This is a genomic window from Maribacter sp. X9 (assembly GCF_048537565.1).
GTDB lineage: Bacteria > Bacteroidota > Bacteroidia > Flavobacteriales > Flavobacteriaceae > Maribacter.
In genome coordinates, this window is sequence record NZ_CP183215.1 from 722772 (window position 1) to 745574 (window position 22803).

General features: G+C 41.3%; 16 protein-coding genes and 1 tRNA gene. 12 read left to right on the forward strand and 5 right to left on the reverse strand.

Annotation, left to right across the window (positions count from 1 at the left end; translation table 11 throughout):
* Positions 1-35 precede the first annotated feature (35 nt).
* A complete protein-coding gene (locus tag ACNR9Q_RS03120) occupies positions 36-3194 on the forward strand; it encodes a S41 family peptidase (protein ID WP_419213146.1) in 3159 nt (1052 codons plus the stop codon).
* Between the two features lie 843 nt (positions 3195-4037).
* On the opposite strand, the gene ACNR9Q_RS03125 is transcribed toward ACNR9Q_RS03120, so the two are convergent.
* A complete protein-coding gene (locus tag ACNR9Q_RS03125; RefSeq protein ID WP_419213147.1) occupies positions 4038-4601 on the reverse strand; it encodes a TlpA family protein disulfide reductase in 564 nt (187 codons plus the stop codon).
* Positions 4602-5247: 646 nt separating this feature from the next.
* Here ACNR9Q_RS03125 and ACNR9Q_RS03130 point away from each other — a divergent pair.
* A complete protein-coding gene (locus tag ACNR9Q_RS03130; RefSeq protein WP_419213148.1) occupies positions 5248-5475 on the forward strand; it encodes a DUF2188 domain-containing protein in 228 nt (75 codons plus the stop codon).
* A gap of 93 nt (positions 5476-5568) precedes the next feature.
* On the opposite strand, the gene ACNR9Q_RS03135 is transcribed toward ACNR9Q_RS03130, so the two are convergent.
* The gene (locus ACNR9Q_RS03135) at positions 5569-8184 is read right to left on the reverse strand and encodes a M14 family metallopeptidase (protein WP_419213150.1); all 2616 of its coding nucleotides are present in this window, start codon (positions 8182-8184) and stop codon (positions 5569-5571) included.
* A 277-nt stretch (positions 8185-8461) separates the two neighbouring features.
* Between ACNR9Q_RS03135 and ACNR9Q_RS03140 the strand changes: the two genes are divergently transcribed.
* From ACNR9Q_RS03140 to ACNR9Q_RS03175, 8 genes are all read left to right on the forward strand, one after another.
* The gene (locus tag ACNR9Q_RS03140; RefSeq protein ID WP_419213151.1) at positions 8462-9730 is read left to right on the forward strand and encodes a PQQ-dependent sugar dehydrogenase; all 1269 of its coding nucleotides are present in this window, start codon (positions 8462-8464) and stop codon (positions 9728-9730) included.
* Between the two features lie 39 nt (positions 9731-9769).
* Positions 9770-10774, forward strand: a complete 1005-nt coding sequence (locus ACNR9Q_RS03145) for a DUF3500 domain-containing protein (RefSeq protein WP_419213153.1) — start codon at positions 9770-9772, stop codon at positions 10772-10774.
* Between the two features lie 493 nt (positions 10775-11267).
* A complete protein-coding gene (locus tag ACNR9Q_RS03150; protein WP_419213155.1) occupies positions 11268-11492 on the forward strand; it encodes a hypothetical protein in 225 nt (74 codons plus the stop codon).
* Between the two features lie 596 nt (positions 11493-12088).
* On the forward strand, positions 12089-13837 hold the full coding sequence (locus tag ACNR9Q_RS03155) for a potassium transporter TrkG (protein ID WP_419213156.1): 1749 nt from the start codon (positions 12089-12091) through the stop codon (positions 13835-13837).
* A gap of 13 nt (positions 13838-13850) precedes the next feature.
* Positions 13851-14534 (forward strand): potassium channel family protein, encoded by a 684-nt coding sequence (locus ACNR9Q_RS03160; protein WP_419213157.1) that lies wholly within the window; start codon positions 13851-13853, stop codon positions 14532-14534.
* Between the two features lie 1129 nt (positions 14535-15663).
* On the forward strand, positions 15664-16269 hold the full coding sequence (locus ACNR9Q_RS03165) for a helix-turn-helix domain-containing protein (protein WP_419213159.1): 606 nt from the start codon (positions 15664-15666) through the stop codon (positions 16267-16269).
* 79 nt (positions 16270-16348) lie between these two features.
* Positions 16349-16801 (forward strand): (2Fe-2S)-binding protein, encoded by a 453-nt coding sequence (locus ACNR9Q_RS03170; protein ID WP_419213160.1) that lies wholly within the window; start codon positions 16349-16351, stop codon positions 16799-16801.
* A gap of 5 nt (positions 16802-16806) precedes the next feature.
* A complete protein-coding gene (locus ACNR9Q_RS03175) occupies positions 16807-18999 on the forward strand; it encodes a molybdopterin cofactor-binding domain-containing protein (RefSeq protein WP_419213161.1) in 2193 nt (730 codons plus the stop codon).
* A gap of 254 nt (positions 19000-19253) precedes the next feature.
* Here ACNR9Q_RS03175 and ACNR9Q_RS03180 read toward each other — a convergent pair.
* Positions 19254-19327, reverse strand: a tRNA-Ile gene (locus ACNR9Q_RS03180).
* A 272-nt stretch (positions 19328-19599) separates the two neighbouring features.
* Entirely contained in the window at positions 19600-20013 is a 414-nt protein-coding gene (gene mce, locus ACNR9Q_RS03185) for a methylmalonyl-CoA epimerase (protein WP_419213162.1), read from the reverse strand.
* Between the two features lie 65 nt (positions 20014-20078).
* Between mce and rbfA the strand changes: the two genes are divergently transcribed.
* Together rbfA and ACNR9Q_RS03195 are read left to right on the forward strand one after the other, a co-directional pair.
* Positions 20079-20471, forward strand: a complete 393-nt coding sequence (gene rbfA / locus ACNR9Q_RS03190; protein WP_419213163.1) for a 30S ribosome-binding factor RbfA — start codon at positions 20079-20081, stop codon at positions 20469-20471.
* Positions 20472-20475: 4 nt separating this feature from the next.
* Positions 20476-21687 carry an ABC transporter permease gene (locus ACNR9Q_RS03195; protein WP_419213164.1) on the forward strand — a complete coding sequence of 404 codons (1212 nt, stop codon included), beginning with the start codon at positions 20476-20478 and terminating at the stop codon, positions 21685-21687.
* Positions 21688-21730: 43 nt separating this feature from the next.
* Here the strand turns inward: ACNR9Q_RS03195 and dusB are convergent, their stop codons facing one another.
* Complete coding sequence (dusB, locus tag ACNR9Q_RS03200; RefSeq protein WP_419213165.1) at positions 21731-22729, reverse strand: tRNA dihydrouridine synthase DusB; 999 nt, start codon at positions 22727-22729, stop codon at positions 21731-21733.
* Positions 22730-22803 lie beyond the last annotated feature (74 nt).

Sequence of the window (22803 nt, forward strand, 5' to 3'; positions counted from 1 at the left end):
CTTTTTGTATCTTTCATCTTCTTTAAAAATCTATCATGTATTCCAACCCCCTTCTTTCCCTATTCTTCTGTTTTCTTGTTAGCAACCTACCAGCTCAAGAGGCCTATTTTTTAATGGACCCAACAGTTTCTCCTGATGCAAAAACGATTGTTTTCAGCTATGACACCGATCTTTGGAGTGTTCCCACAAAAGGGGGTGCCGCCGTACGCCTAACGGCCATGGACGGGGAAGAAACCTTACCCCGTATTTCTCCGGATGGGAAATGGTTGGCCTTCAGCGCTACCCAGTTTGGTAACAGGGATATTTTTGTAATGCCTATGGAAGGGGGGCGAATTCAACAACTCACCTTCAACGATGCCGCCGACGATATGGATAGCTGGGCCTGGGATTCCAAGAGCCTCTATTTTACCTCTTCCCGAAGCAATCGATATTCAGGTTATGAGGTATCTGTATCAGGGGGTACGCCCAAACGTTTATTTGAAAACTATTTTAATACGGTAGCCAATATTGCCATTCATCCAAAGACCGATGAAGTATTTTTCAATGAGAGTTGGGAGGCCAAACTTTTCACCCATCGCAAACGCTATAAGGGTGCTTACAATCCCGATATAAAATCCTATAATCCCAAAACCAAGGAATATAAGGAATACACCACCTATAACGGGAAGGACCTATGGGCTACGTTGGACCAGAACGGAAAACTCTATTTTGTATCCGATGAAGCGAATGGGGAGTATAATTTGTATGAACTAGCGAATGGAACCAAGGTACAACACACCAAATTTGATACGTCCATCGGCCGCCCTCAAGTGAGTGCCAACGGGGAACTCGTAGTTTTTGGGAAGGATTATCAAATCTATGGCTACGATGTGGCGACCAAGACGGCTGCCAAAATCCCCATTAAGATTACCGAGAACAGTACGTTGGCCAAAACCCAAGATTTTAAGGTACAAGGCAATATCAGCAATTTTTCCGTTTCACCGGACAATAAAAAACTGGCCTTCGTATCGCGGGGTGAACTGTTCGTTTCTGATGTAAAGGGGAAATTCATTAAACACATCCCTACCGATCCGGCAGAACGGGTACTGGAAATCGTCTGGTTGAAAGACAACAAGACCCTGTTATACAACCGCACTTATAAGGGCTATACCAACCTGTTCACGATTGCCGCCGATGGGAGTACGCCCGAAAAGCAACATACCAAAGACCTTCGCAACAACGTAAATATTGCGCTGGATCCAGACCTCAGCAAAGCCCTATACATTAGTGGAAGGGACGAACTGCGCCTATTGGATTTGTCCAATTTCAAAAGCGAGACCGTGGTCAAGGATGAGTTCTGGGCCCTATATGCACCGCAACCCCACTTCTCCCCCAATGGCAACTATATTGCCTATAATGCCATCCGTAATTTTGAGAGCGATGTCTTTGTAGTTCGTTTGTCCGATAAAAAAATAATCAACCTCACCAATACGGGCGTTACCGAAAGTGACCCCGTATGGTCTCCCGATGGTAAATACCTGTACATGGTCTCTAACTTGACCAAACCGAGCTATCCTTATGGTCTAGCCGAGTCACAGATTTATCAAATGCCCTTGGATAAATATGAGGATGCTTTTACCTATGACAAGTATGACGAACTGTTCACCGAAGAGGAAAAGGAAGAAGAGGACGATAAAGATGATAAGAAGAAAGATAAAGAGAAAGAAGAAGAGAAAAAGCCCATAACCATCACCATTAATGCTGATGGGATTATGGAGCGCATCACCGCTATAAGCCCTACGTTCGGAAGGCAAACGAGTCCCGCCGTAATCAAAAAAGACGAGGCCATGCACGTGTTGTACATCAGCAATCATGATGAGGGAAAATCAAAACTATGGAAAACTAGTATTGAACCCTTTGAAAAGAACAAAATAGAACTGGTTCTAGACGATGAATTAAACGGCTATCAACTAGCGGGTGCCAAGGACAGCTATTACCTGTTGGGGAAAGGCAACCTGCATACGTTGGATATCGAGAAAAACAAAACCGAAAAAATTGAGATGGACTTTACCTTTCGTCGTAATCTTTCGGAGGAATTCCGTCAAATGTTCCAAGAAGCATGGGCGGGGTTTGAGGAGAATTTTTACGATGGCGATTTCCATGGAGAAGATTGGACCTTGCTTCGTAAAAAATATGAGCAATACCTGCCCTACCTAACCAACCGCAACCAACTACGGGTATTGTTCAATGACATGCTGGGAGAACTCAATACCTCCCACTTTGGCTTTAGCTCTTCTGGAGATGAAGAGAATGTGTTTTACAAAACCAAGACCTTGGCCGTGGGCATTGAATTTTCTAATGAGAACCCGTATACCATAGACGCTATTATTGCCGATAGTCCTGCCGATGTTACCGGAAAAAACCTTAAAAAAGGGGATGTGCTAGTCGCGGTAAACGGACAACCCATAGACCCGAAAAAGAACCGGGAAGCCTACTTTAACGAACCTTCCTTGGATGAAGAAATGCAGTTGGATTTTAAACGGGATGGAAAAACGATTTCCGTGAACCTTCATCCTATCAGCAATACCGCCCAACGAGACTTGCTTTACGATGCATGGATAGACGCCAATCAAAAATATGTTGATGAGAAAGGCGGTAAGAAAATCGCCTATGTCTACATGAAAAATATGGGCGGTGGAGAACTCGAACATTTTAAACGGGAAATGGTTTCGGAAAGCAATCAACTAGACGCCCTAATTTTAGATCTACGGTACAATACCGGCGGCAATGTACATGATGAGGTGCTTCAGTTTTTATCGCAAAAACCGTATCTGAAATGGAAGTACCGGGATGGGGGGCTTGCGCCCCAACCGCATTTTGCTCCCTCAGTCAAGCCCATTATCCTGTTGATGAACGAGCAAAGTTTAAGCGATGCCGAAATGACCGCTGCCGGATTCAAAGCCCTACAACTAGGCAAGACCCTAGGGACGGAAACCTATCGTTGGATCATCTTTACCTCGGGCAAGGGATTGGTCGATGGTTCTTTTTACCGTCTGCCCGCATGGGGCTGTTTTACCTTGGATGGCCAAGATCTGGAAAAAACAGGTGTTACACCCGACATTTTCGTTCCGGAAAACTTTAAACAACGTTTGGAGGGGGAACAACCTCAACTGGATGCTGCCATTAAAGAAATATTAAATCAACTAAAAGGGTAAATGTGTTGTAGTGGTTCTCGATAGTTCTGCTGAGCTTCTCGAAGCAAAAGGCCTCTTTCAGGACGCCACTCGAACTGACAATGTGTATAAAAAAACTAAAATGTCATAAAAGGCCAATGTCACTTCGAGTGTTTTCAATCAAGTTATAACCCAATTGAAAATGCCTGTCCTGAGCGCAGCCGAAGGATATCGAGAAGCCCGACGTGTTCCAAACGATTCTCGATACAAAACCTCTTTCAGGGTTTCACTCGAACTGACAAAGTGTGAAAAAAACTCACCTCAAAAACGCGTCGTCACTTCGAGTGAATTTTCGAGGTACGAGAAAATTAGTATCGAGAAGCCCCGCGTGCTCCAAACGGTTCTCGATACAAAACCTCTTTCAGGACGCCACTCGAACTGACAATACGTATAAAAAAACTAAAATGTCATAAAAAGCCAATGTCACTTCGAGTGAATTTTCGAGGTACGAGAAAATCAGTATCGAGAAGCCACGCGTGTTCCAAAGGGTTCTCGATACAACTCCTCTTTCAGGACGCCACTCGAACTGACAATCCTTAAAAAAAGAAAAACTCAACTCAAAAACGCGTCATCACTTCGAGTGAATTTTCGAGGTACGAGAAAATCAGTATCGAGAAGCCACGCGTGTTCCAAAGGGTTCTCGATACAACGCCTCTTTCAGGGCGCCACTCGAACTGACAATCCTTAAAAAAAGAAAAACTCAACTCAAAAACGAAATGTCACTTCGAGTGCTTTCAATCAAGTGATGACCCAATTGAAAATGCCTGTCCTGAGCGCAGTTGAAGGGTATCGAGAAGTCGATTGTCACCAAGTTTAAATAAAACGCTACTGCGCAACTAAACCATCTAAAAGTGTTCTCACCTTTTTACTGTTCCAGTCCGCCGCACCGGTTTCTTTGATGAGGATGGTGCCATGCCCATCGATAATATAGTTGGTGGGAATACTCTTGGAGCTTAGTATCTCGGGAGTATTTTGTGGAAAATACACCGGCAAGTTGTATCCTTTTTTGTCGAGAAAACGTTGTACTACCTTCGGGTCTTCTTGGGTCAATAGGATAAACTCGACCTTGTCTCCGTAATCGGTATACAATTCTTGAATACCGGGCATTTCTGCCAAACAGGGTGGGCACCACGTGGCCCAATAGCTTAAAAACGTTATGTTGCCCTCACCTACGGGGATGATTACTGATTCGCTATTCAAATCGTACAATTGATACTTAAAAGGCATCAATGATTGTTGATCTCTACTATTTTCAACACTCGGCGACCATACGGCCACCTTAAGTTTATTTAACGCTACTTGAATAGGGGTTCTGGTCTGGGGAATAATCAATAATGCGATAAAGACGACAAAGAGAATATCGCTTATTTTAAATTTCCAGTTTTTCATACGGGGTAAAGGTACATTTCTGTTTCTTGTGCTTTAACTTTCTACTGAGCAAAAATGATATCGAAAAACATCCGTGTTCCAAAGCGTTCTCGATACAACGTCGCTTTCAGGACGCCACTCGAACTGACCATAGGTAGAAAAAAACAAAAATGGCATTCAAAAACGGATGTCACTTCGAGTGGGTTTTGCGACCTTTTCGGGAGCAAAAGTTGTATCGAGAAGCATCCGTGTTCCAAAAGGGCATGCCCTGAGCGGAGGCGAAGGGTTCTCGATACACTTTTATTCCTCCACTGCATTGCCGAAAAAAGCACTCGAACTGACAATACGTTAAAAATGTATGTCAAAAAAACGGATGTCACTTCGAGTGGGTTTTGCGAGCTTTTTGGGAGCAAAAGCTGTATCGAGAAGCATCCGTGTTCCAAAGCGTTCTCGATACAACGTCGCTTTCAGGACGTCACTCGAACTGACCATGCATAAAAAAACAAAAATGACACTCAACAACGAAATGTCACTTCCCGCAAGATTCACCTACTTTTCCCTGAAAATAGTATCTTGGAATGCCAGACCTAATACACCATGCCTAAAAATAACGCGAGCCGATCTTGGGTGACCTTTTTTAGAGAACTGGTCGAGGTTTTTTTCAACAGTGCCCGCCAAGGCAAACGAGGAAGAACCTGGCACCAAGCATGTGGTCCCCTATAAAGATTCGTGGGCCGTACGGCGCGAAGGCAATCGACGCATTACCTCCAAGCATCGATTACAGGTAACCGCCATTAACAAAGCTAAACGACTTGCCCGAAAATACAAGGCCGATGTCATCATTCATCGTGAAGACGGTACCATACGGGACCGAATTAATTTTGAAGAGTCTTAATTAGGATTGATACTTATCATTTCCGATACAATAGCTTACAAAAAACCCTCCAATTTCTTGAAGGGTTTTTTTAATGTATTAAAGGCTTAAATTTTACTCCGCAGCCCCTTCATAAATCGTATTAAAAATCAGTTTATAGGTGCCTCTGGGTTGTGCTCGAAACTGGGGTCGAAACGCAAATAAAACCACTGACCCTTTGCCGTATTTGGCTTTCACCATGGCCGGCTTTTCAGCTATGAACTTTTTCTCGCCCATGGCCCAACCACTCATTAATAGGTTGTTTTTGGCATAGGTGGCAATGACCTCAATTTCTGGAGCGGGAGCGTCCTTGATTTCTTCCGTACCGCCTTCTCCTTTTTTCTCTTGTTTGTCAATCACAAAGGCACGGCTCTTATTAAAGGAGACCGCAACCGTATCTTGCATACCAAAGGCCAAAGGATGGGTGGTATCAATGCCCGTCTTGATCAAGGAACCGGGAATAAAGAAATCCTTGCTATCCGCTCCTTCCGTAGCATCTTTTAAGGGCAATCCAAATTGCTCAATAACGTAGTTACTGGCCTCGTCAAAGGCCATTAGGGTACCGCCATTTTTTACATAGTTGCTCAGGGCCAAAGCACCTTCCAGCCCTAGACCGCCCGTAAATTTTTCGGGCATTTCTAACACTGAATTACCGTGTAACAAAGATTTTACACGTTGGGAAGGCAGTATCAAGACATCATACTGTGACAAGTCCGCCGTTTGAATATCCCGGTCGTGCAGGGTATCGGTCTCAAAGGCATATTCATCCATTACAAAACGGGTCCACCCCTCATCCATATTAGAGACCCACGACTTGTACAAGCCTACTTTAGGGGAGTGAATTTTGGTGAGTTCTACATCGGGTTTGGACGAAAGTCCGGTTAATTCCAAACCATACGTACTGGCCAAAGAATCGATGGAGGCACTACCGCCAGAAACGATATAGGACCCCGCCGGGAACGTGGTTTTCCTTGAGGTAAAGGCCGCTTTGGTCTTATACGCGGCGCCGCCCGAATTCAACACCTTGTTCGTTGCAATGACCGAGGCATTGGTATTGGCGCTCAGAAGATAGCCAAAATCAGCCTTGCCGGAAACGTCACCTTCGGCATAGTCTGTCAATTCGGTTAACATTTCGGTATCCGCCTCGAACGGCTCGGCAATTTTATCAACGGCTACGCCCATTTGCATGGGTAAGGTCCATCCCGCTAAATCATAAGGGGTATCCGGTGGACCACCAGGGTATTGGAAACGGGTCGGATAATCCTGCTTTTCCATCAAATCCATCAGATACGGCCGAAACGCCTGTCCTGCATAAATCACATAGGAACCCTTTTCATATTTTTTATCGTTAACCTCAAAGTTCTTGGTGGCTTGGGTAATCTCGATACCCCCACGCTTCAAGACATTCACCAAATTGACCGCTTCAAAAGCGTCCCATTGACTCTTAGGAATCACATATGCGAACGGACCGTCTTTCTTGGACTTTTCAATCGCCGAAGCACCCATTTTATAAATATTGTACAGGTAGTTACTCTTGCGGTCAGCGGCCAAATCTAGGGTGGCCCAGGTAGCGGTCAGCATATAATCAACAGCATCCCTAAAATGGGATTCGCCACCTTTCCAAGGATCTGGGTACATGATATCGGTACCATCGGTGGGGGTGGTGCCTGCCACTAGTTTGGGTAGTTTTTCAGGATCGTAAAACCGTGGGGTGGGCGTGGTATGTCCGGTTTCGGTCAAAATACCGATCATGTTATGGTAATAGGGTACGGTACGCCCGCCCCCGTTCCAGAACATGGTATAGAAATTATCGGCAATGGCGCCCGGCATATTCTCCAAAGAAAATCGTTTGGACATGGCCGAACCGACTTCGCTCACCCCGGCGGTGATGGCCGGATGAATTTTTGGGTTTACCGGATCGGCATACGGCGGAATGGAAATTTTGGTCCATGACGGGGACGATTGATGGTGGTTATACACAATCTGTGGATACCACTCATTGTACAAGATTTTGGTCACATTATAGGTCTCAGGCATGGTGTTCATAAACCAATCCCTATTGTTGTCATGGCCCATATAATAGTGATATAAAATGGGTGGGCGTGAGGTTTCATAGGCCGTGCCCTTGTTCTTACGGTACCAATCTACCACAATGTCCAAACCGTCTGGGTTCATCACCGGCATAAGAATGGTGATGACATTGTCCCTGATTTTTTTCATTTCGGTCGTTTCCGATGTGGCCAAGGTATAGGCCAATTCAGAGGTCATTTGGCCATGGGCCAATTCGGTAGAGTGCATACCGCCATCTACCCATACCACGGCCTTGCCTTCTTCTGAAAGTTTCTGGGCCTCCGCATCGGTCACTTGAACGCGCGCCAGTTTAGTGCTGATATCTTTCCATTTGCCCAATTGGGCCAGATTTTGCGGGCTTGAGATATAGAGAATGTACATTTTTCTTCCCAAGACCGTGGTACCAATTTCCACTTTTTTGACCCGGTCAGATGCAGCATCCAATTGGGTGAGGTAGTCTTCAATTTGAGCGTAGTCGGCCAATTGATAATCATCGCCTACTCTAAATCCATACACATCTTTGGGGGAAGGAACAGTTTGCGCCCTGGTAAGGGGAACACATAATAATGCCGATGCAAGCGTCAGCATAGCGACTTTGCACCTTGTAATTTTTAAAATCATTTTTGAGTTAGTTTTAATTTCACAGAAAATTAAACAATAGTCACGGAAAAATTAAACCGCAGGGAAAGGAATCCTAGGAAAAGCTTGATTTTTTCCTTGTCCGCAATCTTGAGGTCTATCTTTTGCCGATTTATGGTGTAAACGCCCAGCTTGGCTTACGGCTTTTTCGAATGCTTATCTAAAATTACTCAAGGTGTTTCTTTAGTTATCTGAAAATTTGAGTCTTTAATTCCTGTGAAATGGTAACTTTAAGACCAACAAAATGCTAAACTAATTCATGAAACCAATACGCTTGACCAAAAACCTATGCCTTGTAGGAACCGCAATGATTTGTATTACCTTTTTCGTGGGATGCAAAAATGAACCAAAAGTTGTAAAAACTACCGTAAATGAAACCATTTTAACCGCTCCTGAAGGATTTTCAGTGGAAGAAATCGGGAAGGATTTGGGTGCCGTGCGGCATTTGACCATTTCTAAAAATGGGAACATTTATGCCAATAGGTCGGTTCTAAAAGAGGGTAAAGCCATTCTTGTACTTAAGGATACCAATAAAGACGGAGCTATAGATGCCCAAGAAGCGTTTGCCGAAGTTCCTGGCACCGGAATACTGGTCAAAGACAACTATCTCTATGCCTCCTCGAATTCTGGGGTGTTTCGCTATGCACTGAATGAAGACCACGAAGTTGTTGATACGGAAAACCCAGAAAAAATAGTGGACGGACTCCTGGATATGGGGGCGGATAATGCCAAGCCCTTCACAATCGATGCGCACAACAATCTGTACGTTACCATTGGTTCGTGGAACGACGCCTGTAGGGATAACGAAGCAGGTGCCGGAATGATTCCTTGTACGCTCTTAGATTCCGCTGCGGGTATTTGGAAATTTAAGGCCGATGCCCTGAACCAAACCTATGCCGATGGAACCCGATATGTTACCGGAATTAAAAATGCCGTGGGCATCACTTGGAACTTTAAAACGAATTCGTTGTTCGCCACCGATCATGGTCGGGGAGGTCTGCACAGTTTTTATCCAGACCTCTACACCGAGGAGCAAGACGGGGATCTACCCGCTGAAACTTTATATGAATTGAAACAGGGCGACAATGCCGGTTGGCCTTCTAGCTATTACGACCCCTTTAAAAAGAAACGCATTCTGGCACCGGAGTATGGCGGTGACGGAGAAAAAATGGGCGGTGAAGATGCGGTGACGCCGATTATGGACTTCCCCGCACATTTGGGTCCGAACGACCTGCTTTTTTATACGGGAGACATGTTCCCTGAAAAATATAAGAACGGTGCCTTTATTGCCTTCCACAATCAATCACCCACACTTAAGAAGGGCTTTTTTGTGGCCTTTGTTCCCTTTAAAGATGGAAAACCAAGTGGGGATTGGGAAGTATTCCTGGATAATTTTGCTGGATTTGACTTGGTCAACACAGAAGGCGGCACCCTACAACACCGCCCTTGCGGATTGGCACAAGGTCCCGACGGTGCTTTGTATGTCTGTGATGATTTTGGCGGCAGTATTTTCAAAATTACATATTAACCTCAGCCCCATACATGGGTCGGCCAATAGTTTTATGATATGAAAAAAAATATCCTTGTGTTTCTGGTAGTGGCTTTCCCTTTTATAGGGTTCTCACAGGATGTAGCCATTGTCAACCAATTTATTAATTCGCTGACCACAACTCAAAAAGCAAAGATTGTCAAGGATTTCAACGCAGACACCCGAGCCGATTGGCACTTTCTTCCTTGGAGTTCTTACGAGCGGCAAGGATTACCTTTAAAAGAATTAAGTGCGGAGCAAAAGGCACTTGTTCATCAAGTGCTTCAATCCTACCTAAGTGATAGCGGCTACCAACAAACGAACGAGATTATTGGTTTAGAAAAGGTACTGGCGAAAAGTTCCGGCGACCCGGTGTACCGTGATCCCGAACGGTATTATGTTTCCATTTACGGAACTCCAAATCAAGAAGATGTTTGGATGTGGACTTTTGAAGGACATCATATTTCGCTCCATTTTACCACTGTTGGTGATACAGTTTCCTATACACCTAGATTCTTTGGTTCCAATCCAGGACGGATCATGGAAGGCGAACACAAAGGCTTTAGCCCTTTGGTCAATGAAGAAAATTTGGGCTTGGCCCTCATTAACATGCTAAGTAGTGACCAGAAAAAAATGGCCATTTTTAAGGAAGAAGCTTATAACGATTTGGTGAGTTTCAATAAACCCATAGCAACGAAACTAGCTCCTGAAGGCATATTGGTCAGCGATATGACCCCTGCACAGACAAAGCTTTTAATGGACCTAATTTACGAATATGCCTCCACCATACCAGCAGAACAGGCGATGAAACGAATGAGTAATATCCGTAATGAAGAAATGGAAGATCTACGGTTTGCTTGGGCGGGTGCAACGACACTTGGCCAAGCGCACTACTATCGTATCCAAGGAAAAACCTTTATGATCGAATTTGACAATAGTCAAAACAATGCCAACCATATTCATTCTGTATGGCGAGATTTTGACGGTGATTTTGGCAGGGATTTGCTAAAAGAGCACTACGCCAATCACAAACATCCGCATTAAATAGTTCTTGAATTATTAGAAATATGGCCTTTTTTTGCTACACGTATAACACATCTATCCGTTCCTTAAAATTGAGGGACGCCGTTTGCTAAGATGCTAACCCATAATTTCCATTTACTTGGTTTTGTTGGGCAAAGTCACCATCGGTAGAACGCAAAATCAATTTATAGCCGGTTTCAAAGGTTTCCACACCTAATTTAGGTGTAATCTGTGGTGACACCAATCGCTAATTTCTTATCGAGACCCGTAAATTTTTAATCATAATCGAGCGCCAGTACATTGACGCTTGCTCTTTTTTAAGGATGATATTCAAGGCTCCTATTTTGGCACTCGTATTCTATTGCGCCCCAGCAGTCTTAATGATTTCGATGCGCGCGATATTATTAGCCCGTATATTCTCCAAGTTGGTAGGGCTACAATTACGCCCATTCAACAAAATAAGCGTAGATGCCCTGTAAGCTTTTCCTCCCTCAGCATCTACAAAATCGTATAGGTGTTTCTCAATAAATCTATCGTAGACCTTCCCTACCGACTTAAGGTAGCTTTTTCATTAATAATCAGTCCTTGTGGTGTTTTTGCGCCCTTGCCCGAACCCCTGCAATTGGGTGACGTCATCCTTTATGGTCAAGGTACCAACATCCAGGCCGGTCAACTTTTTTCCACGGAAACTGCCTTAGGAATGGTCTTAGACCCTAAAAATTGGACTTTAATTTCATAGTCTGCCCAAAAGGCACATTCCCTATATTGAATATCCCCTCTTGATCCGTGGTAGCCTTAGCCATTAAACGGCTCGAATCTTCAACAGTTCTATTATATACAGATACGAATTCAAGGGGTTGTTGGTCGCTATCTTTAATTACGCAACTTATAGTTGTTGATTGCTATGCAAATAGCACTGTAAGTTATTGAAAAGCAATTTAAAAAGACAGTAACTATTGATTGTACTTTAATTTGACCCATCATACCTATCTAACATAGGAATGTATTGAAAATTAGCCGAGATTCGACTTCCTAAGCTGTTCATAAAGTACCGCTATGGTTTTTTCAAGAGAGAGGTATATAAGTTTGGATTTTGACCAATACGACTACTTCATTTACATTATATCTTCTCAACTCCTATAGAAGGTTAAACTTAAATCTAAAACAAATCTAAAGTTCAATGCTAGGGATAGGAATTGTTATTTGAAAAGTACTTTGTTCATCAATCTTTTAAACTCGTTTCTGTGGCTTCTACTATTTAGTGAGCTAAAATCTAAACTCATTTTACAATAGATTATGGAATATTTTTTTGCGATAAATGAATACTTTTATTGAATGAAATTAAATTTGAGCCATTTACACCAAACTGCGTTGTGGGCAAGTGTACTTGGTATGTTTGCCTTTATTTTTCATTTTGGATTTAGCCAGTCTTATACCGCCCAACAATTTATCGATGGTTTTTACTTTATAGTCATCACCTTAGGGCTGGTTTCCACTTTTGCCCGATTTTTAAATAACCCCAATCCATTTAAGCGTAAGGTCTGGGTGTTCGACCTGATTTCAGTTATCTATACCGTTTTTGTATTTTTCATGTACCTTTTCATCGGGGAGGCATTTACAACGGATTTAATTCTTGAAAACCCTATTTGGGTCGTCTTGGCGGTCATTCTTTCTTTCATACGTGAGCTCTCAGAGGTCAAAATAAATTACAGCCGTGCCTTTCTCAACCCTGCGCAGTTGTTCATCATAAGTTTTCTATTGATTATACTCTTTGGTACATTTATGTTAAAGCTGCCCAACGCCACGCATAATGGCCTGTCCTATATCGATGCTTTGTTCACCGCTACAAGCGCAGTGTGTGTAACCGGACTTATCGTAGTGGATACCGGCACTTATTTCACCACTTTTGGGCAATGCATTATCCTTTTTCTTATTCAGGTAGGAGGCTTGGGCATTTTAACCTTTGCCAGCTATTTCAGTTATTTCTTTAAAGGCGGTAGTACTTATGAAAATCAGTTGAGTCTAAGCGAAATGAACAACTCCCAAAAAATAGGGGATGTTTTTAAAACCTTGAAAAATATAATTTTAATTACCGCCACCATTGAATTAGGTGCTGCTGTATGCATATTTTTTACACTAGATACCACGCTAATAAGTCCTTTTTCCGAAAGGGCTTTTTTTTCGATCTTCCACGCTATTTCAAGTTTTTGTAATGCAGGCTTTTCAACACTACACTCTAGTATTTATGAAAGTGGTTTTCGATTCAATTATGGTTTACAATTGATTTTGATCATCACCTTTGGGTTGGGTGGCTTGGGATTTCCTATTGTTGTAAATATTCTAACCTACCTAAAACATACTTTCTTAAATCTGTTTTCACGCGGTCCAAAAAAGAAAACCTATAAACCTTGGGTCCTGAAAATTAATAGTAGAATTAATCTTATTACCACCTTGTTACTCACAACCCTAGGATTTTTTCTTTTTCTAATACTGGAATATAATAATACACTTGCCGAACATACATTTTTCGGAAAAATAGTGGTTGCCCTGTTCGGTGCAGCTACCCCTCGAACGGCCGGCTTTAACTCGGTAGATATGACGGCCCTGGCTTTTCCTACCTTAATGATTACATTTTTACTGATGTGGATCGGAGCTTCACCAGCCTCTACAGGCGGGGGTATCAAAACAAGTACATTTGCCATCGCCAGTTTAAATATCATAAGTTTGGCCAAAGGAAAAAACCGCATTGAAATTTATAGGAGGGAAATAGCCGATATTTCGGTAAGAAGAGCTTTTGCCACCATTTCCTTATCCTTGATCGTCATTGGTTTAGGCGTCATACTCATTACCCTATTCGATCCCGAAAAGGGTCTGCTCAATATCGCTTTCGAGAGTTTTTCGGCCTATAGTACCGTTGGTCTAAGCTTGGGCATTACGGCAAGTTTAAGTTGGGTCAGTAAACTAATCGTCATCGTCATCATGTTCGTGGGCAGGGTGAGTATGCTTTCGATTATGGTGGCATTATTTAAAAAAGTAAAACACAAAAACTACCGGTACCCTACAGAAGAAATAACCATTAATTAGTAAAAAAAGAGAAATGAAATTTATAATTGTTGGTCTTGGAAATTTTGGAGCTTCATTGGCAGAAAAACTTACCTCTCAAGGGAATGAGGTAATCGGAATTGACAATAACATGTATAAAGTCGATTCCCTAAAAGAAAAAATTTCCCATACCATTTGCATGGATGCCATGGACGAATTGACCGTAGCAGGACTACCCCTAAACGACACCGATGTCGTTATTATCGCCATTGGCGAAGAACAAGGAGCCAACGTAATGACAACGGCCATTTTTAAGAACCTAAAGGTGAAAAGACTGATAAGCAGGGCCATTAACCCCTTGCACGAAAAAGTACTATTCGCTATTGGGGTTGATGAAATTGTTCACCCCGAAGAGGAAACCGCTGAGCGTTGGGCAAAAAAATTATGTCTTAACAATGTCGTAGATTCATTTGAACTAAATGATGATTTTAGTATCATAGAGATCAGTGTTCCCACCCAATTTATCGGGAAAACAATTAGAGAAATACAATTAAGGGCAAAATATAACCTACTGGCCCTTACCACCATTAAAAAAACAGAGGTAAAAAGTAATGTAGGCAAAAGTAGAAACGAAGACCTCGTACAAGGGGTAGCATCACCCGATACGATATTGGAAAAAAATGATATCCTGGTAATTTATGGCTCGAACAAAGACCTAAGAAAATTTACTAACCAGTGAGGGCAATAAAAAGGGGCGGAAAGTGTAGCCATGCCAATTTTAGGAACCTCTAATTTCGACAAATAATTATTATTGACCTCATCCAAATTAATAAGATGGTAATTCTTGATAAGAGATTTTCTTAAGGGCACAATCTTAAAGGAATGTCTATCGCTTTCAAGATGGTTCTGTGATTCGTAAAAAATAGGCGGTCCATAATACACCTAGGACCATTAGGATAAAGAGGACCAGATAGATCTTATAATAATCTAACAAGGAACGAAAACTAAGAAAGACGGATACTACGAGAATCAAAAAAACAAAAACGGCCAAGATAAAAAGTATCATATTAGTCCTACTGCTTCCTATATTTTACTTTAGTAAAAGGTCCGTTTTCATCCTGACCTTGGCAAGAGATTTTCCCGATTTTTGGATAAATTAATCCATTGGAATATATTGTTCTTCTTTCTAAATATACGTAAAAGAAAAAGGAGAAGAAACGGAAACCAGTTTGAAAAATTACAATGAATTAGTTAATGTAATTTAAAAAGTTTTTTTTTGATGCGAAAGATAGAGTCCGTTAAAATGATTGTTTTACGGATCTATCAAAATTTTCAAATTAGTATTTTTGAAAGAAACCTTTTGCCGCTAGATAAACTTATCTATAAAAATTTAAGATTACTTAATTAGAACAACATTTGGTTAATTAGTTTAAATGGAATTCAGCCAAGAAACGTACAAACTGATTCAGACAATATTTGGAAGTATCGGCGTAATAATCGGCTTATTTTTCGGTCTTTTTCTTCTAATTATTCAAAGTAGGAAGGAAAAGGGTTATATTTTTTTGGCTATATTTTTTATACTATTTAGTGTCAGAATAGGTAAATCCTTATTTCATGGATACTATTCTATTGAAAGCTCTTACCTTGTTGTATTTCTAGGTTTTTTGTTGGCTATTGGACCTTTACTATGGCTTTTTTCTAAAAACATCAAATATTTCAGGTTCACATGGAACAGGCCTTACCTACTAATGCATTTTATACCTTTTGTGATAGTTATTTTCTTCAGTGGAATCATACCCGTCAATGATGATTCGTATTCATGGCTTTTCCATATTGGGATATTCATCCATGGGACGACTTATTCACTAATGGCCCTGTATGAAGGGCTCAAATATTTACCTAAGCAATCCAACAATAAACAAGAATTACAAAACAAGTGGTTGATAATTTTATCGATTGCCACCATTGCCATGTTCCTCAATTACTTATTAATATATTTTTCTATTATTCCATATTATCCAGGCGATACATTCCTTTTTTCCATCATTATTGTTTTATTAACTATATGGGTAATACAAAATCCAGCACTACTAAAAATAGTGAATAACAAATACCTCAATTCTAATTTAAGCCCGGAAGAAATTGAAATGTACAGTAGTTTACTTGCTGAATCACTGGCCGGTAAAAAGTTATATTTAAATCAAGAGCTCTCGCTAACCAGTCTAAGTACCTTTGTTGGGATTACACCCAAACAACTCTCTCAAGTTATCAACCAATCCTATAACATGAACTACTCACAACTTATTGCTAAATATAGAATTGAAGAGGCAAAAAAAATGTTGAGGGCAAAAAAATATAAAGACTATAAAATATCAGCTATAGCCTATGAATGTGGTTTCAATAATTTATCATCATTCAATGTGTCTTTTAAAAGATTGACAAAAACTACCGCAATTCAATATCGAAATTCTTAGTGAAATTTGTGTGATGAATTCATGATTTCAATAGGACTTTAGGCAAATTACTTCAAGATTTGTGTAAAGACTTACACTTATGATTCTACATGTAAATGGAAATAATTACGAACTAGAAGTCGACCCGAATACACCACTACTTTACGTTCTGCGCAATCAATTAAAACTGAACGGACCAAAATATGGTTGCGGTCTCTCACAATGTGGTGCCTGTATGGTACTTATCAATGGCAAAGCGACCACCTCATGTTCCCTACTTGTCAAAAACCTTAATGATTCAAAAATCACCACACTAGAAGGGCTTTTAGGAAAAAATGGGGAGCTCCATAAAGTTCAAAAAGCATTTGTAGATGAACAGGCGGCTCAATGCGGGTATTGTCTTAATGGCCTAATAATCGCAGCTGTTGACCTATTGACTACAAATAAGGAGCCTGATGATTTTCAGATACGTGCAAAGTTAAATCAGAATATCTGTCGATGTGGTGTTCATACCAGGGCAATTAAAGCAATAAAAAGAGCTTATAAAAAATAAATAAGATGATATCCAATAGGAGAAGTTTTATAAAGAAACTAGGTTACGTGAGTGTAGGTTTTTCACTGATGGGCGCAGCATGCACTAGGACCAAAACTAGCGGTGGAAAAAATGATATACAAAGATTTGGCCCTAAACCAGATAATAATTTAATCGATTCTTGGCTACAAATTTTGGAAAATGGGGAAATTCGAATTTTAACAGGAAAGATAGAATTAGGTCAAGGAATAGGAACCGCATTGATGCAAATTGCTGCTGAAGAACTGAATACGAAACTAGATTTAATAGAAATAACTCTTGTTGAAACAGGAGTTACACCTGATGAAGGTTATACAGTAGGCAGCGTATCTATTCAGTCAAGTGGAATGTCGATTCGTAATGCAGCTGCAGCTGCTAGGGAAGTACTTTTAGAGATGGCTTCAACAAAATGGAATGTTCCTATTTCTTCTATTACGCTTAAGAACGGCCATATAAATTCTTCAAAGGAGGATATAAGTTTGTTTGAGTTGTTGGAGGGAAGACAAATCAATACAGAAGTGTTTCAACCAAAAGAAATTAGAAGTAAAACCATAAGAAATTACGTGGGCAAGCCATTGCATAGAAAGGATATCGAAGATATGGTGCGAGGAAAGCCTGTCTTTATACAAGACTTACGTTTTCCCAATATGGTGCATGCCAGAGTGATAAGACCTACTGCTTACACAGCTAAATTAATCGCTATAGACAATAGTGAATTAAGCAAGATGGCCGGTTTTATCAAATTCGTTCAGATTGGAAGCTTTTTAGGTGTTTTGACCAAAGAGGAATATCAGGCTATTAAATTGAAGTCAAAGGCAACTATGTTATGTCAATGGGCTAATGAAGAAAATTTACCCGAGGTCGGATTTCTAAAAGACTACTTGTTAAACCTTCCCGTAGAGACGGAAAAGATAGAGGAAAAAGGTAGTTTTCGGAATTCAATAGAACAATCTTTTAAACAATATTCCGCTAGCTATTATAAACCTTACATAATGCATGGAGCTAATGGTCCCTCATGTGCAATCGCTTTTTATTCCGACGGCAAATTGGATGTTTGGACCCACAGCCAAGGAATCTATCCTCTGAGAAAATCACTTGCTCTTTTATTGAAATTACCAGAGAACGACATCCATATAAAAGGCGTACCAGCATCAGGTTGTTATGGTCATAACGGGGCTGATGACGCAGCAGCGGAAGCTGCAATAATGGCGACGCAATATCCTGACAAACATATTCGCCTACAATGGATGCGGGATGACGAGCATGGTTGGGAACCTTACGGAACGGCTATGGTAATGAAATTAAAAGCAGGATTAAGTGAATCAGGCCAAATCACGGGCTGGAAATATGATTTCTGGACAGATGGACATGGTACCCGACCAGGAAGAAGCCCAGAGAGTTTATTGCCCGCAAGATTTTTAGAGAAAGGTTATCCAGTGCCAGGATATGGGTTTAAATATGGCGCAGTTAGAAATTCTGTACCTTACTACAAAATTGAACACTTTGATATTCAAGCCCATTTTTTTCACGGTCCTTTAAGACAGTCCGGTTTGCGGTCCTTAGGAGCATATGCCAATGTCTTTGCTATAGAGTCGTTCATGGATGAACTAGCGGTTTCCGTAAAAATTGATTCCTTAAAATTCCGTATCAAGCACTTGGAAGATGGTCGGGCAATTGATTGTTTGAAAAGATTGCAGGAGAATACATCAAAAATAAAAAAAAAGGAAAATGAAGGTATTGGATATGCATTTGCAAGATATTCCAATAGCTCATCTTATATAGCTATTGCGACTCTAGTAAAAGTAAATAGGCGAAAAAAGTTGATAGTTAAAAAAATGTGGGCAGTTGTTGATTCGGGAGAGGTGATAAACCCAGACGGACTTAAAAATCAAATTGAAGGAGGTATGATTCAATCAACTAGTTGGACACTTTTGGAAAAAGTTCATTTTGATAAAAAACATATTTCCAGTTTAGATTGGAATTCATATCCAGTTCTTAGGTTCATGGAATCCCCTGAGATTCATGTTGACATAATAGAAAGAAACGAACTAGAACCTTTAGGAGTTGGGGAAGCTGCTCAAGGCCCTGTAGCGGCCTCAATAACAAATGCAATTTATAACGCCTGTAAGGTTCGTGTCAGAGAACTTCCCATTAAATCAAATTCATTATTTAAATTATAATATAGTTTATTATCACTTGTCCCCTAAAATGGCATTTTAATAGAATAGTTTTAAAAGAGAAAAAAGCTATTCCTCCAAATTCGCATCCTTTTTCTTTTTTAGTTGTTTGACTTATTCACCTTGTAAGGGATAAGTTTTCAATTTGCAAAACCATACAAACAAGAAGATTGGAATAATAAAAAAATGTTGTACTGATTTTGTACTGGTGTAAAAACAAAACCCTTCAATCTCTTGAAGGGGTTTGATCATTGTTGTGGTCCCACCTGGGCTCGAACCAGGGACCACCTGATTATGAGTCAGGTGCTCTAACCAACTGAGCTATAGGACCCGCGAATTGCGGATGCAATATTACCACTTATTTTTAATCGACACAAGATTTTTATGCATACTTCTAGTAAACTACCTCGGGGCAAGCCCACGAGGCATTGAATATGAATTCATGTTTGATTTCGACGCAAGCGTCCAAGCATTTAAATTTCGATTATCTAGTAAGCTTATTTTACCACCTGACTGCGTTTTATCACTTCGATGGCTTAAGGCCGCTAGCATATTAATCCGGCAGGAACTTCGCCTGTAATCTTAATGCTTATGGTTTATCGTTCAATTGTTTTGGAGTGGAGCTTCTTGGCAAAGTTCTACCAAAACCCCGTTGGCACTTTTTGGATGCACAAAAGCCACCCATTTGTTATCGGCTCCTTTTTTAGGTTTTTCATTTAAAAGTGTAAAGCCTTCCTGCTTTAATCGGGCCATTTCAGCAAGAATATCATCAACCTCGAAGGCCACATGGTGAATTCCTTCGCCCTTTTTCTCCAAAAATTTGGCAATAGGTCCGTTAGGGTCCGTTGACTCTACTAATTCTATCTTGTTAGGGCCGTTTTGAAAGAAGGAGGTACGTACGCTTTCCGAGGCTACCGCTTCTTGTTTGTAAGGGGCAACCCCCAATAATTTTTCAAAAAGTGCATTGGAAGCGTCCAAGTTTTTTACCGCTATGCCCAAATGTTCTATTTTTTTCATGCCTTATTTGCTTCAGGATGGGTTGCATAGCGGTCAAGATACATTTTTCTATGTACTTTTGCAGTATGGAAACGCAAAGACAACGTAAAATAGCAGGGGTCATTCAAAAGGATATTGTAGACATTCTACAAAAGGCAGCCATTGATGGTGGGTTGCGAGGCACCCTTATTTCCGTTTCCAAAGTGAACGTGACCACCGACCTGTCTATCGCCAAGATTTACGTTAGTATTTTCCCGAACGATAAGGCCGGCGAATTGATGGAAGGGATAAAATCGAATCAGCCCCTTATAAAACACGAATTATCACAACGTACCCGAAACCAGTTGCGCAGGGTACCCGAACTTTTGTTTTACTTAGATGATTCGTTAGATTATATCGAGAATATTGAAAAGTCCTTGAAGCGCGAGGAAAATCCTATTGAAAACAGGGAGTTACTGCCGAAACGAAAAAAGTCCTGATCGTTTGAATTTTCCGCTCTATATCGCCAAACGCTATGTGCGTTCGAAAAGCACACAGAATGCGGTAAACATCATTAATTTTATTACGTTTTTAGTTATTGTCATTGGTTCTGCAGCACTGTTTATTGTGCTTTCGGCCTTCGCCGGATTAAAGACCTTTAGCCTTTCCTTTACCGAATCTTTTGATCCACAACTAAAAGCCCTTCCCGTAGCTGGAAAAACCTTTTCACTAACGACAGAACAAGAGCAAAAACTACTGGCCGTAGAGGGCTTAGCTTTTTATTCCAAAGAATTGGAGGAGAAAGTTTCTTTGGAACACCGTGGTAAAAACCATATTGCGTACATCAAAGGTGTCGACAGTAATTATACCAAAGTCACCGGAATCGATAGCACCATTTATATGGGCGATTGGACTATTAACGATTCACAGGTGGTATCTGGATCGGGAATTGCAAATATTTTAGGGGTCACCATTAACGAATTTCGTAGTCCGATACAGATTTATGCCTTTAAACCTGGCAAAGGCTCCATTTCCCAGCAAAGTATTTCATCGCTGTATAATCAATTGCCTATGGTCATTGGGGGTGTCTATGCCGTGGAGGCCGATTTGGATAACAAATATGTCTTTGCAAATCTGCGGTTGACCCAAGCCTTATTAGAAAAGGATTCCCTACAGGTTTCAGGCATCAACTTTAAAATGAAGGATGGTGTAGAGCCCAGCGCTATTAGGCCACAACTAAAAGCTATTTTAGGGCCCGGTGTTCAACTTAAAAACAGACAGGAACTGAACAGTACGCTCTATAGAATGTTGAATACCGAAAATGTCGCCACCTACCTTATTTTTACGTTGGTATTGATTATTGCACTTTTCAATGTAGTTGGCGCCATAATCATGATGATTCTGGACAAACAACAGAATTCAAAAACGCTCTTCAGTCTTGGCACAACCATTGCCGAACTACGCCGCATTTATTTTGTGCAAGGCGTATTGGTGACCGGTTTTGGCGGATTGATAGGAGTGCTCATAGGGTTGCTGCTTATTTGGTCCCAACTATTCTTTGGTTGGTTGCGCATCACACCTTCCTTGGCCTATCCCGTAAAATTTGAGTTCGTCAACATCGTCATCGTACTGGCGACCATCGTTATTTTAGGAATTATCGCCTCTAAAATTGCCAGTAGCCGCATTAACAAAAAGCTGATAAGCACGGCCCCTTAGTTTAATGCGAGACTTGCTGTAGTACTATTTTTATTTTCCTTACCTATGGGATGTCGAACTGATAATCCCCAAAAAGCTCCAACACCTCATCAAAGGCTTGAAAGACCGATGCCGAATCGTCACTGGTGACCATTTTCATACGGTGTTCCTTAAAATTGGGAATCCCCTTGAAATAGTTGGTATAGTGTCTTCGGGTTTCAAAAACACCTAGGGTTTCGCCTTTCCAATCAATGGACATTTGTAGGTGACGGCGAGCGGCAGCTACCCGTTCGACCATCGTAGGAGGTTCTAGATGGGTGCCTGTTTCGAAAAAGTGTTTGATTTCACGAAAAACCCAAGGATAGCCAATACTGGCCCTGCCGATCATAGCACCATCCAATCCAAATTCGTCGCGCATTTTCATAGCCGCTTCCGGGGTGTCCACATCGCCATTGCCGAATACGGGAATGTGCATCCTGGGATTGTTCTTCACCTCTGCTATCGGATGCCAATTCGCATTGCCCTTATACATTTGCGCCCGGGTACGCCCGTGGATGGAAATAGCTTTACAGCCTACATCCTGTAAACGTTCGGCCACCTCAACGATTTTTATGGAATCATCATCCCAGCCCAAGCGGGTCTTAACGGTAATGGGTAGTTGGGTATGTTTGACCATAGCCTCCGTCAAGAAAACCATCAGGTCTATATCTTTGAGGATTCCTGCACCTGCTCCTCTAGATACCACTTTCTTTACGGGACAGCCGAAATTGATATCAATAATATCTGGATTCGATTTCTCTACAATCTCCACAGATTGCAACATGCTCTCTAAATTGGCGCCAAAAATCTGAATGCCAACGGGGCGTTCCTTTTCATAGATATCCAACTTCATAAGGCTCTTAGCGGCATCACGGATCAGGCCTTCGGATGATATAAACTCGGTATACACCACATCGGCACCATGCTCTTTACAGAGGGCACGAAAAGGGGGGTCGCTCACGTCTTCCATAGGCGCTAAAAGCAACGGAAAATCAGGCAGTTGTATGTCTCCTATTTTAGGCATGGGCTTTTCTAATTTTGGGATGCAAAGTTATATAAAATACGTAAAGGTTGTTAAACTGGTCTATGACCGTTCTA

Coding starts and splice junctions, on each gene's coding strand:
- ACNR9Q_RS03160 (WP_419213157.1), top strand. CDS start 13,851: ATGAAATTTATAATTGTTGGTCTTGGAAATTTTGGAGCTTCATTGGCA.
- mce (WP_419213162.1), bottom strand. CDS start 20,013: ATGAAAAAAATAGAACATTTGGGCATAGCGGTAAAAAACTTGGACGCT.
- ACNR9Q_RS03155 (WP_419213156.1), top strand. CDS start 12,089: ATGAAATTAAATTTGAGCCATTTACACCAAACTGCGTTGTGGGCAAGT.
- ACNR9Q_RS03135 (WP_419213150.1), bottom strand. CDS start 8,184: ATGATTTTAAAAATTACAAGGTGCAAAGTCGCTATGCTGACGCTTGCA.
- ACNR9Q_RS03120 (WP_419213146.1), top strand. CDS start 36: ATGTATTCCAACCCCCTTCTTTCCCTATTCTTCTGTTTTCTTGTTAGC.
- ACNR9Q_RS03125 (WP_419213147.1), bottom strand. CDS start 4,601: ATGAAAAACTGGAAATTTAAAATAAGCGATATTCTCTTTGTCGTCTTT.
- ACNR9Q_RS03145 (WP_419213153.1), top strand. CDS start 9,770: ATGAAAAAAAATATCCTTGTGTTTCTGGTAGTGGCTTTCCCTTTTATA.
- ACNR9Q_RS03140 (WP_419213151.1), top strand. CDS start 8,462: ATGAAACCAATACGCTTGACCAAAAACCTATGCCTTGTAGGAACCGCA.
- ACNR9Q_RS03175 (WP_419213161.1), top strand. CDS start 16,807: ATGATATCCAATAGGAGAAGTTTTATAAAGAAACTAGGTTACGTGAGT.
- ACNR9Q_RS03170 (WP_419213160.1), top strand. CDS start 16,349: ATGATTCTACATGTAAATGGAAATAATTACGAACTAGAAGTCGACCCG.
- rbfA (WP_419213163.1), top strand. CDS start 20,079: ATGGAAACGCAAAGACAACGTAAAATAGCAGGGGTCATTCAAAAGGAT.
- ACNR9Q_RS03165 (WP_419213159.1), top strand. CDS start 15,664: ATGGCCCTGTATGAAGGGCTCAAATATTTACCTAAGCAATCCAACAAT.
- dusB (WP_419213165.1), bottom strand. CDS start 22,729: ATGCCTAAAATAGGAGACATACAACTGCCTGATTTTCCGTTGCTTTTA.